This window comes from Pseudomonas sp. MIACH, assembly GCF_001269925.1.
Classification (GTDB): domain Bacteria; phylum Pseudomonadota; class Gammaproteobacteria; order Pseudomonadales; family Pseudomonadaceae; genus Aquipseudomonas.
On record NZ_LHVO01000002.1, the window covers coordinates 318,299 to 333,745 of the forward strand.

A 15,447-nucleotide genomic window follows, 5' to 3' on the forward strand; every position below is an offset into this window, starting at 1 on the left:
GCCACTCTCTGTCCAACCCCTAATCACGGAATGTTCAGGAGGGTCGGATGGTGCAGTTGTGTTCAATCGAGCAAGCAGTTGACGACGTACTGGCGCGGTTACCGGCGCATATCCACATGGGCATGCCCCTGGGCCTGGGTAAGCCGAACCTGTTCGCCAATGCACTGTACCGGCGTATCGCCAAGTTGCCGGATCGCGCGCTGACGATTTACACCGCGTTGAGCCTGGGCCGCCCCACCTTGGGCGATGGCTTGCAGAAGCGCTTTCTCGAACCCTTTATCGAGCGGGTGTTTGGCGACTATCCCGAGCTGGATTTCCTCGCTGACCTGCACAAGGACAGCCTGCCGAAGAATATCCATGTGCAGCAGTTCTTCATGCAGCCCGGCAGCCTGCTCCACAGCACGTCGGCCCAGCAGGACTACGTGAGCAGCAACTACAGCCATGCCGCCCGCGACATCAATGCCGCCGGCCTGAACCTGGTGGCGCAGTTGGTCGCGAGCAGCGCCGAACACCCGGATCGCCTGAGCCTGAGCTGCAACCCCGACATCACCCTCGACCTGCTGCCCATGATCGCCAAGCGACGTGAAGCGGGCGAAACCGTTTTGATCGTTGGCCAGGTTCACACTGACTTGCCCTACATGCCGGGCGACTCCGAGTTGGGCATGGACGCGTTCGACTACCTGATCGATGCAAAGGACAGCAGCACGTTGTTCTCCACGCCGAACATGCCGGTGGGGTTCCAGGACCATTTCATCGGCTTGCACGCCAGCACCCTGGTGCGCGATGGGGGCACCTTGCAGATAGGTATCGGTTCCATGGGCGACGCACTGACCGCCGCTTTGCTGGCGCGCCAGGCCGATAACGAAGCTTATCGCCTGCTACTGACTGACCTGGATGTGTACCAATGGGCCCCGCTGATCAGCCGTGAAGGCGGTGTCGACCCCTTCGCCCGTGGCCTCTACGGTTGCAGCGAAATGTTCGTCAACGGCCTGCTGGTGCTGGCGGATGCGGGGATTATCCGGCGCAAGGTCTACCCGGATGTGGCCACTCAGGAACAAGCCAACGCCGGTTTGCTGGACGATGCGGCGCAGCCCGATGGCGTTTCGATCCACGGCGGTTTCTTCCTGGGGCCGCGCAGTTTTTACCAGCGTTTGCAGGAGATGACCCACGCCAAGCGTCTGGAATTCAACATGACCCGTATCAGCTACATCAACGAGCTGTACGGCCAGGAAGAGCTCAAGCGCCTGCAGCGCCAGGATGCACGGTTTATCAACAGCGCGATCACGGTGACGTTGCTGGGCGCAGGCGTGGCCGACCAGTTGGAGGACGGCCGCGTGCTCAGCGGTGTGGGCGGGCAATACAACTTTGTGGCCCAGGGGCATGCGCTGGAGGGCGCGCGTTCGATCCTGATCCTGCGCAGCTGGCGCGAGTCGGCGGGTGAGGTCAGTTCCAATATCGTCTGGGAGTATGGGCATTGCACCATCCCCCGGCACCTGCGGGATATTGTCATCACCGAGTATGGAATTGCCGACTTGCGTGGTCAGACGGATGCCAAGGTGATCGAGGCGTTGCTCAACATTACCGACTCACGCTTCCAGGCCGACTTGATCGAGCAGGCGCAAAAAGCCGGCAAGTTATCCAAGGATTTCCAGCTGGATCCGCGCTTTGGCGACAACACGCCGGAGCGGCTCCAAGGTATCCAGGCGCGGCATCGGCGGCTGTTCCCGGAATATCCGCTGGGCAGCGACTTCACGGATGAAGAGCGGGACCTGTTGCGTGCATTGAACTGGCTCAAGAGCAAATTCAAGCTCACGGAGATTCTGGAGTTGGGCAAGGCGGCGCTGGATGCACCGGAGCCGGAGGCGTTTCCAGCGCATTTGAGGCGGATGCGGTTGGATAAACCGGAGGGGCTGAAAGAGGATCTCTATCAGCGCCTATTGCTCGCTGGCTTACAAGCAACCGCATACTAAAAACCAACACAAAGCCAAATGTGGGAGGGTGCTTGCCCCTCCCAGATGTTTAACCGCGTGCAGGCAACGATTATTCGATGAAGGTGACGACGCCACCGGCCAGCGACTTCACCCGCGCCAGCGACTCAACCCGATAACCCTGTGCGTCCAACTCCGCACGGCCACCCTGGAACGACTTCTCGATCACAATCCCCAAACCGGCAACGGTCGCACCGGCCTGCTTGATGATCGAAATCAGCGCCTGGGACGCCTTGCCATTGGCCAGGAAGTCATCGATCACCAGTACGCGGTCGCTGCTGGTCAGGTGACGCGGCGAGATCGCCACGGTGCTTTCGGTTTTCTTGGTGAAGGAATACACCGTTGCCGACAGCAGGTTTTCGGTCAGGGTCAGGGATTGTTGCTTACGAGCGAAGATCACCGGCACGCCGAGGTTCAGGCCGGTCATGATCGCCGGCGCGATGCCCGAGGCTTCGATGGTGACGATCTTGGTGATGCCCGAATCCTTGAACAGCGCGGCGAATTCGTCGCCGATCAGTTTCATCAGCGCCGGGTCGATCTGGTGGTTCAGAAAGGCGTCGACCTTGAGTACCTGATCGGAAAGCACGATGCCTTCTTCGCGAATTTTCTTGTGCAGTGCTTCCACGGAAAGCTTCCTCTAATGGCGCGTTGTGCGCCGAAAGTAGATTAAAAAGTAGTCGATTCTAGCGCTTTAACATCGCGCGTATATCCGCCAGGGCGGTGTTGCCGCGAACGGCCTTCACTTCGGTCGGTGTGTCGTCATTGCCTTCCCAGGCCAGGTCATCCGGAGGCAATTCGTCCAGGAACCGGCTGGGGGCGCAATCGATGATTTCGCCGTATTGCTTGCGCTTGGCGGCAAAGGTGAAGGCCAGTGTCTGACGCGCGCGGGTAATACCCACGTAGGCCAGGCGCCGTTCTTCCTCAATGGTGTCGGCTTCGATGCTGGAGCGGTGCGGGAGGATTTCCTCTTCCATGCCCATGATGAACACGTAGGGAAATTCCAGGCCCTTGGACGCATGCAAGGTCATCATCTGTACACCTTCGGCGCCATCTTCCTCTTCCTGCTGGCGCTCGAGCATGTCGCGCAGCACCAGCTTGCCGATGGCGTCTTCGACGGTCATTTCGCCGTCTTCGTCTTTTTCCAGGGTGTTCTTCAGCGCTTCGATCAGGAACCAGACGTTGCCCATTCGGTAATCCGCGGCCTTGTCGCTGGAACTGTTGGTGCGCAGCCAGTTTTCATAGTCGATGTCCATGACCATGCTGCGCAGGGCGCTGATCGGGTCTTCGCCGGCGCACTGCTCACGTACCTTGTCCATAAAGCGCTTGAAACGTGACAGGCGATCGGTGAAGCGCGTGTCCAAGTGTTCGCCCAAGCCGATTTCGTCGGTGGCGGCGTACATCGAGATCTTGCGTTCGGTGGCGTAGTTGCCGAGCTTTTCCAGGGTGGTGGAACCGATCTCGCGGCGCGGCACGTTGATCACGCGCAGGAAGGCGTTGTCGTCGTCCGGGTTCACGATCAGACGGAAGTAGGCCATCAGGTCTTTCACTTCCTGGCGTCCGAAAAAGCTGTTGCCGCCCGACAGACGATACGGCACCTGGTGGTGCTGCAACTTCAGTTCGATCAGCTTGGCCTGGTAGTTGCCGCGATAGAGGATTGCGAAGTCGCTGTAAGGGCGGTCGGTGCGCAGGTGCAGGCTGAGGATTTCGACGGCAACACGCTCAGCCTCGGCGTCTTCGTTACGGCAGCGGATCACGCGGATCTCATCGCCGTGACCCATCTCGCTCCACAGTTGTTTTTCAAACTCGTGGGGGTTGTTCGAGATCAGCACGTTGGCGCAACGCAGGATGCGGCTGGTGGAGCGGTAGTTCTGCTCCAGCATCACCACTTTCAGGGACGGGTAGTCGTCCTTGAGCAGCATCAGGTTTTCCGGGCGGGCGCCGCGCCAGGCGTAGATCGACTGGTCGTCGTCGCCCACCACGGTGAACTGGTTGCGCGTACCGATCAGCAACTTTACCAGCAGGTATTGGCTGGCGTTGGTGTCCTGGTATTCGTCTACCAGCAGGTAGCGCACCTTGTTCTGCCACTTTTCGAGGATGTCGGCGTGTTCCTGGAACAGCTTCACCGGCAGCAGGATCAGGTCGTCGAAGTCCACCGCGTTGAACGCCTTGAGCGTTCGCTGGTAGTGGGTGTAGACGATGGCGGCGGTCTGTTCCTTGGGGTTGCGCGCGTTTTCCAGGGCTTCGGGCGGCAGGATCAGGTCGTTTTTCCAGGCGCCGATCATGTTCTTGATCTCGTCGACGCCGTCGTCGCCCGCGTATTCCTTCTGCATGATGTCGGTCATCAGGGCCTTGACGTCGGTCTCGTCGAAGATCGAGAAGCCCGGCTTGTAGCCCAGCCGCACATGCTCCTTGCGGATGATGTTCAGCCCCAGGTTGTGGAAGGTACACACAGTGAGGCCACGGCCTTCGCCACCCTTGAGCAGGGTGCCGACACGCTCTTTCATCTCGCGCGCGGCCTTGTTGGTAAAGGTCATGGCGACGATGTACTGGGCGCGGATGCCACAGTTCTGGATCAGGTGCGCGATCTTGCGGGTGATCACGCTGGTCTTGCCGGAGCCAGCACCGGCGAGCACCAATAGAGGGCCGCCGACGTAGTTCACGGCTTCTTGCTGCCGGGGATTGAGTCGGGACATACGGAATTCAGGGAGTCGTTGTTCAAAAGGGCGGGCATTTTAACAGGCTGGCAAGATTCTGCTGCGCTGGATCGACGGTGTGACGTACCACTCGATCTAAATTTGCCGGTTTTGTTACTTTGCCGCAGGATGTCGGGGCTTCTTGTGGTTAAAGCAGCGACAATTGCTTACACCTGCGTATTTGATAACCCCTATCATTGGTGATTATCAGGCCGCACGTCATAATGCCCTCCGCCAACGAAACTTTGCAGAGTCTAGGGAGCTAGCTTGTCTACGCCTGTCGAACCCTTGCGTTTGCTGCTACTGGCCGATGCGCCTGAGTGGGCAGCGTTGTTGCGCGAGTGCCTGGCGCCGATGGGCGATGGGGCTGTGCTGATCAGCGCCCCCAACTGGGACTCGGTGAGTCGTCTGTTCGATGACGACGACAGCGCCGTGCTGCTGACCACGCCCAGCCTGCAACCCGGCCCTGGCCGTTGCAGCTTGCCGTGCGTGTTGTTGCTGGAGCAGGAGCCGCTGGTTTCGCCGCTGGGCGTCAGTGACTGGCTGATCCGCGATGTTCTGGACGCCGACACATTGCGTCGCTGCCTGCGCCATGTGCGCGAGCGTGGTGTGTTGGAAACCACCCTGCAACGCCTGGCCGAGCAAGACCCGCTCACCGGCATCGCCAACCGCCAGGGCTTCCAGACCCTGCTGGCCGCGCGGCTGGCCGAGAATGAAGGTCGCGGCCTGGCCCTCGGTCACCTGGACCTCGATAACTTTCGCCATGCCAACGATGCCCTCGGTCACCAGGCCGGCGACCGCCTGATCCTGCAGGTGGTGTCGCGCCTCAAGAGCCAACTCGAAGCCGGCGATCAACTGGCGCGGCTGGGCAGCGACGAATTTGCCCTGCTGATCGATACCCGCCGCGCGCCGCAGCGTGCAGAGTGGATGGCCGAGCGCATCACCGAAGCGATGGCCGAGCCTTACTGGGTGGATGGCGAAAGCCTGTTGATCGGTTGCAGCCTGGGCGTGGCCCATGCCCGCGCCCGTGCCGGCGCCGACCCACTGATGTGGCACGCCCATATCGCCATGCAGCAAGCCAAGAGCACCCAGGGCTGCACCTTTCATATCTTCAACGAACGCATCAACCGCAACGCGCGCAGCCTGGCCGACCTGGAAAGCGAGCTGCGCCGTGCCTTGCGCCGCGATGAACTGGAACTGCATTACCAGCCGCGCCTGGACCTGGACGACGGGCATATCGTCGGCCTGGAAGCCCTCGTTCGCTGGCGTCACGGCGAGCGCGGCCTGTTGCCGCCGAGCGAATTCGTGCCCCTGGCCGAACAGAGTGGCCTGATTGTGCCCCTGGGTTACTGGGTGATTTCCCGGGCCCTGCGTGACATGCAAGACCTGCGCGAACGCGGCCTGCCGCCGCTGCATATGGCGGTCAACCTGTCGTTCCGTCAGTTCCAGGACAGCCAATTGCTGTCCACCCTCAGTCGGCTGATTGCCGAGCGTGGGGTAGAAGCCCAATGGTTGGAATTCGAACTGACCGAAACCGCCGTGATGCGCCGCAGTGACTTGGTCAAGCAGACCATGGACGCCCTTGGCCGCCTGGGTGTGCGGTTTTCCCTGGATGACTTCGGCACCGGTTTCTCGTCCTTCGTGCACCTCAACAGCCTGCCGATTGCGTTGCTGAAGATCGACAAGAGCTTTGTCGGCGGCATGGAAGAGCGCGAGGAAAACCGCAAGCTGGTGCACGCCATGATCAACCTGGCGCACAACCTCAATCTGGAAGTGGTGGCCGAAGGTGTCGAGACTCCCGAGCAACTGGCACTGTTGCGGCTGTTCGGCTGCGACCAGGCCCAGGGTTACCTGATCAGCAAGCCGCTGCCCTTGCCGGAACTGGTGGAATACCTGACCTTCGGCAACGGCCAGCACACCCGCGTGGGGGAGGGGCTCTAGTCGGTCTGTGCAGCCTGAAACCCGGTGTCGGCTTCGGGCTCTGAGCCTTCCCGCCGAATCATCCGCTTCATCTTTGCTTCAAACGCCCAGGTCAGGCTTATCGCCGCGCAGGCCAGGCCCAGTGCCAGGCCCCACCACACGCCGGTCGGCCCCCAGCCCAGGGTGAAAGCCATCAACCAGGCCGACGGAGCGCCAATCAACCAGTAGCAGCCCGCACCGATCAAGAAGGTGGTCTTGGCGTCTTTGAGCCCGCGAATGCAACCCATGGCGATGGTTTGCACGCCGTCGAACAGCTCGAACCAGGCGGCGACGGCGAGCAGGCTCACGGCCAGGACGATCACGTCGTGGAACGCCGGGTTGTTGTGGTCGATAAGCAGTCCTATGAGCGGATCGGAAAACAGCCACAACACGGCGGCAAATCCCAACATGATTGCCGCGCCAAAGCCTATGCCAACGCGCCCGGCCATGCGTGCCTGCAGCAATTGTCCGGCGCCGTAATGCTGGCCGATGCGCATGGTCACCGCGTAGGACATCCCCGCCGGCACCATAAAGGCTACCGACACGATTTGCAGGGCGACCTGATGTGCCGCCAATTGCGTGCTGCCCATGGTGCCCATGCACAGTGCCGCAAAGGCAAACAGCCCGACCTCCACCGCGTAGGTGCCACCAATGGGCAGGCCCAGGCGCCACAACTCACGCAGATAGTGGGTGTTGAGGCGCAGCAGCCCGGCGCTCAGCGGGTAGGCTGCATAGGCCCGGTTGCTGCGGATGTACCACATCAACGCCAGCGCCATGCTGTTGGCGACAATCGCCGTGACTAAACCAATGCCCATCAAGCCGAGTTTGGGCAGGCCGAACATGCCTTCGATCAGCGCGTGGTTGAGCAGGTAGTTGACCACCGTGCCACCGACGCTGATCACCATCACCGGAGTGGCTTTGCCGATGGCGCTGGTAAAACCGCGCAGCGCCATGAAGCTCAGGTAGCCGGGCAGGGCGAACGGCAGCAGGGTCAGAAATTGCCCTGCCGAGTGCACGTTGGTGTCGGTCTGGCCGAACATCAGCAACACGGGCTTGAGGTTCCACAGCAGCAGGGCCGCCGCCAAGGCCATCAGCCAGGCCAGCCACAGCCCTGCCTGGGTCAGGCGGGTGGCGCCTTCGATATCGCCCGCGCCATGGCGGATGGCAACCAGGGTGCCCACGGCGGCAATCACGCCGATGCAGAAAATCGCGACGAACGAATAACTCGCCGCGCCCAGGCCGCCACCGGCCAGGGCTTCGGGGCTCAGGCGCGCCATCATCAGGGTGTCGGTCAACACCATCAGCATGTGCGCCAACTGCGAGGCAATCAACGGCCCTGACAGCCGCAGAATGGCCCAGAGCTCGGTACGTGCCGGATGCTGCATGATCATCACGCTCAAAAAGTCAGAGGGTTGGGGAGGGGTTGATTCTCGGCGCTCTCAGCCGATTGCACAAAGGGATAAATGCGATCACTTGCATGATTAAAACTCATGCCTGATTGATTCTGGTAGGGTTTCGGTATTGCGCTGTCGGAGCTTTCCTCATGCATCGTCGTCTTCCTCCCCTTTATGCCTTGCGCGCATTTGAAGCGGCCTCCCGGCACAGCTCCTTCACCCGGGCAGCCGAGGAGTTGTCGATCACCCAAAGTGCGGTGAGCCGGCATATCCGCACACTTGAAGAGCATTTCGCCTGCCGCCTGTTCCTGCGCAGTGGCCGTACCCTGCAGCTCACTGAATCGGCGCGCCTGTTGTTGCCCGGCGTGCGCGAAGGGTTTGCGGCGCTGGAGCGGGCCTGTCATACCTTGAATGCTGAAGATGACATCCTGCGCATGAAGGCCCCCTCCACATTGACCATGCGCTGGCTGCTCGCGCGGCTCAGCCGCTTCCGGGCACTGCAGCCCGGCAATGAGGTGCAACTGACCAGCGCCTGGATGAACGTGGATGAGGTGGACTTCAATCAGGAGCCTTTCGACTGTGCGGTGCTGTTGAGCTACGGGCATTTTCCAGTGGACTGGGAGGCCAGCTACCTGTTCCCCGAACTGTTGATCCCTGTCGGTGCGCCGAACCTGTTGGAGGATGGGCCCTGGGATGCCTCGCGCCTGGCCACCACCGAGCTGCTGCATCCCACCCCCGACCGCAGGGACTGGCGCAAATGGCTGGAGCGCATGGGGCTGTCATCCCAGGTATCACTCAAGGGCGGGCAGGTGTTCGATACCCTGGAGCTGGGCATGATCGCCGCAGCGCGGGGGTATGGCGTGTCCATGGGCGACTTGTTGATGGTGGCCGAGGACGTGGCGCAGGGACGGCTGAGCCTGCCGTGGCCAACCGCAGTCGCCAGTGGGGAGAATTACTATCTGGTGTGGCCGAAAACCCGCCCCGGCGGTGAGCGTTTGCGGCGCCTGGCGGACTTCCTCCAGAGCGAAGTGCAGGCCATGGTTCTGCCCGGCGTCGAACGCCTCTATTGAGTGGTTCAGGCCTCAACGCGCAACCGTTTGCCTGGTACCCCTGCGATTCGCTCAAGTATTGTCGCCTGCCGCCGAAGTAGGTGTGTTGGAACCATCGTGCACCAACGTTTCCCACCAGATAATTTGCCGAGCAGCGCTATGAGATCAGGATGATCCTGGCCTCGGCCAGGAGCTGTCATGTCTCAACCTCGCGCCCGGATTGCCTCACAGTTAGGCCTCGCATTAGCCGTGATACTGGCTGTCGCTATTGGCGGCAGTACGGTGTTTGCCTTGCGCTCCCTCGACTCTGCCAACCTCGATACCCGCGAGGAACACCTGGCCAGCGAGGCGCGCCTGCTCGCCGACCAGCTCAACACTTTCCACAGCACCTTGCGCGAGAGCACTCAGCGCCTGACAGGGTTGTTCGAGAAGCGCTTCAGCGCCGGGTTGACGGTGCAGTCGGATCAGATGATCACTGTCGCCGGGGTTCAGACACCGAGTCTGCTGTTGGGCAGCGAAGTGCTCAACAACAACTTCAGCGAAGTTGACGAGTTCAAGCAGATGTCCGGCGGCGTGGCTACGGTATTCGTGCGCAGCGGTGACGACTTCATCCGCGTCAGCACCTCCCTGACCAAACAGGACGGCAGCCGTGCGATCGGCACCGTGCTTGATCGCCAGGGCCCGGCTTACCAGCGTGTACTGGGTGGCCAGGCCTATATCGGGCGCGCGGTATTGTTCGATCGGTCCTACATGACCCAGTACAGCCCCGTACGGGACTCCAGCGGCAAGGTAATTGCCGTGCTGTTCATCGGTTTTGACTACACCGATGCGCAAGCCGCGCAGTTCGAAAACCTCAAGCGCTTCCGCATTGGCCAGACGGGTTCCCTGGCGTTGCTGGATGAGCAGAAGCGTTGGCTGGTGCCGCCGGCGGGCGTGCAGGCGTTGGATCAGTCGGTTCCTGTGATGCTGGACCTGGCCAAGAGTCCAGGCAAAGGCCGCTTCTGGAGCGACAAGAACGAAGACTTCTACAGCGTTTCGGTGCCCTTCGAGGGCGGTCCTTGGGCCGTGGTCGCGAGCATGCCGAAAGCTGAAATCCGCGCGGTCACCTGGGCGGTGGGTACTCGCCTGGTGATCGGCAGCGTGCTGGCGATGTTGCTGGCGGTGGGCGCCACGGTCTGGCTGCTGCGCAGCAAGCTGCAACCCCTGAGTGACCTTGTGCGTCAGGCCGAAGCCTTGGGCGCGGGTGACTTGAGTGCACGCCTCAACGTGTCCAGCCATGACGAAATCGGCCAGTTGGCGCGTAGTTTCAACCAGATGGGCGAAGCGCTGTCGACCATGGTTTCGCATATCCGCAAGGCGGCCGAAGACGTCAACAGCCGCGCCCAGGCGTTGTCCGGCCTGTCCGGCGGTGCCTATGACGGCATGGAGCAACAGTCCGGTGAGATCACCAGCATGGCTGGCGCGGTCGAAGAATTCAGCGCCACTTCGCTGAACATCGCCGACAACATGGGCGCCACCGAGCGCCTCGCCCAGGAAAACGCCCAGCAAACCCGCATTGGCCGCAACTCGATGCAGGAAGCCTCGTCGTCTCTGGAACATATCGCCACGGCGCTGAACAGCACTGCCACCGTGATCAACACTTTGGGCCAGCGCTCCCAGGAAATCGGCGGGATCGTCGGCGTGATCACCTCGATCGCCGAACAGACCAACCTGCTGGCGCTCAACGCTGCCATCGAAGCCGCCCGCGCCGGTGAGCAGGGCCGTGGGTTTGCCGTGGTCGCCGATGAGGTACGTAACCTGGCGTCGCGTACCCGCGAAGCCACCGATGAAATTTCCGGGATGATCCAGAGCATCCAGAAGGAAACCGGCAACGCCATCAGCACCATGGAGCACGGTAATGCGCTGATGCAGGAAGGCCTGTCGCGCAACGCCGACGTGGCCTCGGCCCTGGCGCGCATCGACGAGCAAAGCCGCTCGGCCGGTCAGCAGTTCGCCGCGATCACCACCGCCACCCAGGAGCAGAGCAGCACCGCGACCTTGCTCAGCAGCAACTTGCAAAGTATCGCGCTGGCCAACAGCGAGCAGCGTGAAGTGGTGTCCAACCTGGCAATTACCGCCAAGGAGCTGGAGACGCTGGCGGCGAGTTTGCGCCATGAGGTGGATCGCTTTCGCTGAGCCACCGCTGTACAAAATGTGGGAGAGACCCAGCCCCCTCCCACATTTGGATCTGCGCCACGCTTAAGTGATCGCCGCCGGGCGGTATTGCAGGGCCTCTTTCAGATGATCACGGGTGATGGCATCCACCTGATCCAGGTCCGCCAGGGTACGTGCCACTTTGAGCAGTCGATGGGCTGCGCGCAGCGATAGCGTCAGTCGTTCACAGGCCGTTTCCAGCCAGCCTTCATCCACCTTCGCGAGCTTGCAGTGCTCGCGCAGCCCTGGCAGGTCAAGAAAGGCATTCGCACAACCCTGGCGCTTTTGTTGATGCTCGCGGGCCTGGGCGACCCGTGCTGATGCATGGGCGGTATCCTCGCCAGCCTGTTGGATCGGGTTCAGCGCAGTCGTTTCCCTTGCCACTGTCAGGTGCAGGTCGATTCGGTCCAGCAGCGGCCCGGAGAGCTTGTTGCGATACCGCTGAATCTGTTCCGGCGTACAGCGACAGCGCCCGCTGGGTTCTCCCATGTAGCCGCAGGGGCAGGGATTCATCGCGGCCACCAGCTGAAAGCGCGCGGGGAAGCTTACCCGGTCGCGAGCGCGGGAAATCACGATATGCCCCGATTCCAGGGGCTCGCGCAGCACCTCAAGCACCTTGCGATCAAACTCCGGCAGCTCATCGAGAAACAGCACCCCATGGTGAGCCAGGGTGATTTCTCCCGGCTGTGGTTTCGAGCCGCCGCCCACCAGTGCCGGACCTGATGCCGAATGATGCGGTTGGCGGAACGGTCGATGGGGCCAATGGCTCAGCGGTGCCAGACTTACAACCGATTGAATCGCGGCAACTTCCAGCGCCTCCTGTTCGCTCAACGGGGGCAATAAACCTGGCAGGCGGCTGGCGAGCAAGGTTTTGCCGGTGCCGGGCGGTCCGCTGAACAGCAGGTTATGCGCGCCGGCCGCCGCAATCAGCAGCGCCCGCTTGGCCGCCAATTGGCCCTGCACCTCACTCAAGTCCGGGTACGGCTTGTTCAAGTACATCAAGCCATCGGACTTGTAAGGCTCGATCGGCACGTGCCCATTCAGGTGCGCCACCACTTGCAGCAGGTGGTCCACTGCTATCACCTTCAACCCGGAAGCCAGGCACGCTTCCTCGGCATTCGCCCGTGGCACTATCACGGTGCGCCCGGCCTTGCGTGCCGCCAGGGCCGCCGGCAACACGCCTTTTACCGCACGCACCTCGCCGGACAGCGCCAACTCCCCCAGGCATTCCACGTCATCGAGCATCAACGCCGGCACCTGCACACTGGCTGCCAGGATCCCCAGGGCAATCGCCAGGTCAAAACGGCCGCCGTCCTTGGGCAGGTCGGCGGGCGCGAGGTTGAGGGTGATGCGGCGGGCGGGATATTGCAGCGCGGAGTTGAGGATGGCGCTGCGTACGCGGTCCTTGCTTTCCTTGACCGCCGTTTCGGGCAGACCCACCAGCGTCAGGGACGGCAGACCATTGGCCATATGCACTTCGACGGTGACGGCAGGGGCTTCGACGCCGATCTGGGCGCGGCTGTGGACGATGGCGAGGGACATGCTCGTTCCTTGAATGGGGGAGGCCGCTTCCTGCGGTTTTTCAAGGGTAGACGAGGTAGGGAAGAGCGAGGCGGGGAGGTTTTACAGAACGTATCCAGAGCAAAAGGTGGAGCAAATGTAGGAGGGGACTTGTTCCCTCCCACACTGATCGCATTTATTCAGCAGGAGGGGTCAACCGCGCTTCCAGCTCGGCAACTTTCGCCTCCAGGCTCTCCAATCGCGCACGGGTGCGGGCCAAAACCACCATCTGACTATCAAACTCTTCCCGGCTCACCAGGTCGAGCTTGCTGAAGCCGCTTTGCAGCAAGGCCTTGAACTGGCTTTCGATTTCATTGCGGGGCAGCGGGGTGTCGCCGCTGAACAGGCGAGAGGCGTGGCCGCTCAGGGCATCGAGGAGGTCTTTGGGCGCGAGCATGGGGAATATTCCGGAAAACTGTTGGCGGGCAGTGTATCACGCAGCGTCTATAGTCTTTTTCACGACCTCGGGCGCACGGTTTTCGCGCAGGGGGACGGGCGGCGGCGCACTGTTTTTGTGCGCATTGCCCTCGTCGCAAAGCCCGGCAATTGGGCGTACGTGGCCAAAGGACTGATTTCAGTGATTTTTACGGAGCTGGCAAGGTTTCTGCTTAGACGATCATGACCCATGCACTGATGCAGTCGCTGTGACGAATGCAGTGCGCCGACGGATCAGGGGTACAGGTTTCGTCACCAGTGGTTCGCTGGCGTCGCAATGGCAACTGCCCTTGCGACGATGCGTTACAAAGCCAGGCACTGCGCTTAGACTTGAGACGGGTTTGTTTTCCTGGGGCAAGTCCACCAATTCGGGAGAGAGTTTTCATGAAGCTAGTCACTGCCATCATCAAGCCGTTCAAGTTGGACGATGTACGCGAGTCGTTGTCCGAGATCGGCGTGCAGGGCATTACCGTTACTGAGGTCAAGGGCTTCGGTCGGCAGAAGGGTCACACCGAGCTGTATCGCGGCGCGGAATACGTAGTCGATTTCCTGCCGAAGGTGAAGATTGATGTCGCCATTGACGACAAGGATCTTGACCGGGTTATCGAAGCGATAACCAAGGCCGCCAACACCGGCAAGATCGGTGACGGCAAGATCTTCGTGGTCAATCTGGAACAGGCTATTCGCATCCGTACCGGCGAAACCGATACCGACGCAATCTAAGCCGCCAAACCCCAACGCCCCAGGAGAAAACAATATGACTCTGCGTAAATTCGCAGGGCTCGGAGCCCTGTTGTCCATCGTAATGCCAAGCCTGGCCATGGCGGCAGACGAAGTGGCTGCTCCAGTCCTCAACTCCGGCGACACCGCCTGGATGCTGACCGCCACCGCACTGGTGCTGTTCATGACCATCCCCGGCCTGGCGCTGTTCTACGGCGGCATGGTCCGCTCCAAAAATATTCTGTCGGTGATGATGCAGTGCTTCGCCATCACCGGCCTGATCAGCATCCTGTGGGTCGTCTACGGCTATAGCATCGCGTTCGATACCACGGGTATGGAACAGGGTGTGGTCAACTTCAACTCCTTCTTCGGCGGCATGGGCAAGGCGTTCCTGGCGGGTGTGACCCCGGCCAGCATCACCGGGCCTGCGGCGCTGTTCCCTGAAGCGGTGTTCGTCACCTTCCAGATGACCTTCGCCATCATCACCCCGGCGCTGATCGTCGGTGCTTTCGCCGAGCGCATGAAGTTTTCCGCGATGCTGATCTTCATGGCTATCTGGTTCACCCTGGTCTATGCACCCATCGCCCACATGGTGTGGAGCGGCAACGGTGGCCTGCTGTGGGACTGGGGCGTGCTGGACTTCGCTGGCGGCACCGTGGTGCATATCAACGCCGGTGTGGCTGGCCTGGTGGCGTGCATCGTGCTCGGCAAGCGCAAAGGCTTCCCGACTACCCCAATGGCACCGCATAACCTGGGTTACACCTTGGTAGGTGCGGCGATGCTGTGGATCGGCTGGTTCGGTTTCAACGCCGGTTCCGCTGCTGCGGCCAACGGCACCGCCGGCATGGCGATGCTGGTGACTCAGATTGCTACCGCTGCTGCAGCGCTGGGCTGGATGTTCGCCGAGTGGATCACTCACGGTAAGCCAAGCGCACTGGGCATCGCCTCGGGTGTAGTGGCCGGCCTGGTAGCCGTTACGCCGGCCGCCGGCACCGTTGGCCCGATGGGCGCCCTGGTGATCGGCCTGGTGGCGGGTGTGATCTGCTTCTTCTGCGCGACCAGCCTCAAGCGCAAGCTGGGCTATGACGACTCCCTGGACGCATTCGGCGTGCACGGTATCGGCGGTATCGTCGGCGCGATCCTCACGGGTGTGTTTGCAGCCCCTGCATTGGGCGGCTTCGGCACCGTGACAGATATCGCGGCTCAAGTCTGGATCCAGTGCAAAGGTGTCGGTTTCACCGTGATCTACACGGCCATCGTTACCTACGTCATCCTCAAGGTGCTGGACATGGTCATGGGCCTGCGCGTCACCGAGGAGGAAGAGGCTGTCGGCCTTGATCTGGCGCAACACAACGAACGCGGCTACAACCTGTAAGTACGCAAAAAAAAGATGCCCGGCTTGCCGGGCATTTTTTTGTCTGGTGTTTGTCAGTCTTAACAAGCTGTGTCGGTTTTT

The 15,447-nt window shown here is 61.4% G+C and carries 11 protein-coding genes; 6 read left to right on the top strand and 5 right to left on the bottom strand.

Features of this window, described 5'->3' with window-relative positions:
- Positions 1 to 47 precede the first annotated feature (47 nt).
- The gene (locus AD670_RS01460; RefSeq protein WP_053127687.1) at positions 48 to 1,970 is read left to right on the top strand and encodes an acetyl-CoA hydrolase/transferase C-terminal domain-containing protein; all 1,923 of its coding nucleotides are present in this window, start codon (positions 48 to 50) and stop codon (positions 1,968 to 1,970) included.
- A 70-nt stretch (positions 1,971 to 2,040) separates the two neighbouring features.
- Here the strand turns inward: AD670_RS01460 and AD670_RS01465 are convergent, their stop codons facing one another.
- Positions 2,041 to 2,613, bottom strand: a complete 573-nt coding sequence (locus AD670_RS01465; RefSeq protein ID WP_003195447.1) for a xanthine phosphoribosyltransferase — start codon at positions 2,611 to 2,613, stop codon at positions 2,041 to 2,043.
- A gap of 58 nt (positions 2,614 to 2,671) precedes the next feature.
- Positions 2,672 to 4,681: a DNA helicase Rep gene (gene rep / locus AD670_RS01470; protein WP_027608306.1), complete on the bottom strand. Its 2,010-nt coding sequence runs from the start codon at positions 4,679 to 4,681 to the stop codon at positions 2,672 to 2,674.
- A 267-nt stretch (positions 4,682 to 4,948) separates the two neighbouring features.
- Between rep and AD670_RS01475 the strand changes: the two genes are divergently transcribed.
- A complete protein-coding gene (locus AD670_RS01475; protein ID WP_053127689.1) occupies positions 4,949 to 6,622 on the top strand; it encodes a bifunctional diguanylate cyclase/phosphodiesterase in 1,674 nt (557 codons plus the stop codon).
- Here the strand turns inward: AD670_RS01475 and AD670_RS01480 are convergent.
- Entirely contained in the window at positions 6,619 to 8,031 is a 1,413-nt protein-coding gene (locus AD670_RS01480; protein ID WP_053127691.1) for a NorM family multidrug efflux MATE transporter, read from the bottom strand. The two genes, AD670_RS01475 and AD670_RS01480, sit on opposite strands and share 4 nt — an antisense overlap.
- A gap of 152 nt (positions 8,032 to 8,183) precedes the next feature.
- Here AD670_RS01480 and AD670_RS01485 point away from each other — a divergent pair, with 152 nt between their 5' ends.
- Positions 8,184 to 9,104 (top strand): LysR substrate-binding domain-containing protein, encoded by a 921-nt coding sequence (locus AD670_RS01485; protein ID WP_053127693.1) that lies wholly within the window; start codon positions 8,184 to 8,186, stop codon positions 9,102 to 9,104.
- 177 nt (positions 9,105 to 9,281) lie between these two features.
- Entirely contained in the window at positions 9,282 to 11,258 is a 1,977-nt protein-coding gene (locus AD670_RS01490; RefSeq protein ID WP_053127695.1) for a methyl-accepting chemotaxis protein, read from the top strand.
- A gap of 63 nt (positions 11,259 to 11,321) precedes the next feature.
- Here AD670_RS01490 and AD670_RS01495 read toward each other — a convergent pair whose 3' ends face one another.
- Both AD670_RS01495 and AD670_RS01500 read right to left on the bottom strand, forming a co-directional pair.
- The gene (locus tag AD670_RS01495) at positions 11,322 to 12,818 is read right to left on the bottom strand and encodes a YifB family Mg chelatase-like AAA ATPase (protein ID WP_053127697.1); all 1,497 of its coding nucleotides are present in this window, start codon (positions 12,816 to 12,818) and stop codon (positions 11,322 to 11,324) included.
- A 154-nt stretch (positions 12,819 to 12,972) separates the two neighbouring features.
- Positions 12,973 to 13,233 (bottom strand): accessory factor UbiK family protein, encoded by a 261-nt coding sequence (locus tag AD670_RS01500; RefSeq protein WP_027608312.1) that lies wholly within the window; start codon positions 13,231 to 13,233, stop codon positions 12,973 to 12,975.
- A 422-nt stretch (positions 13,234 to 13,655) separates the two neighbouring features.
- Between AD670_RS01500 and glnK the strand changes: the two genes are divergently transcribed.
- Together glnK and AD670_RS01510 are read left to right on the top strand one after the other, a co-directional pair.
- Positions 13,656 to 13,994 (top strand): P-II family nitrogen regulator, encoded by a 339-nt coding sequence (gene glnK / locus AD670_RS01505; RefSeq protein ID WP_002555808.1) that lies wholly within the window; start codon positions 13,656 to 13,658, stop codon positions 13,992 to 13,994.
- A gap of 34 nt (positions 13,995 to 14,028) precedes the next feature.
- Positions 14,029 to 15,366 (top strand): ammonium transporter, encoded by a 1,338-nt coding sequence (locus AD670_RS01510; RefSeq protein ID WP_053127699.1) that lies wholly within the window; start codon positions 14,029 to 14,031, stop codon positions 15,364 to 15,366.
- Positions 15,367 to 15,447: the final 81 nt, after the last annotated feature.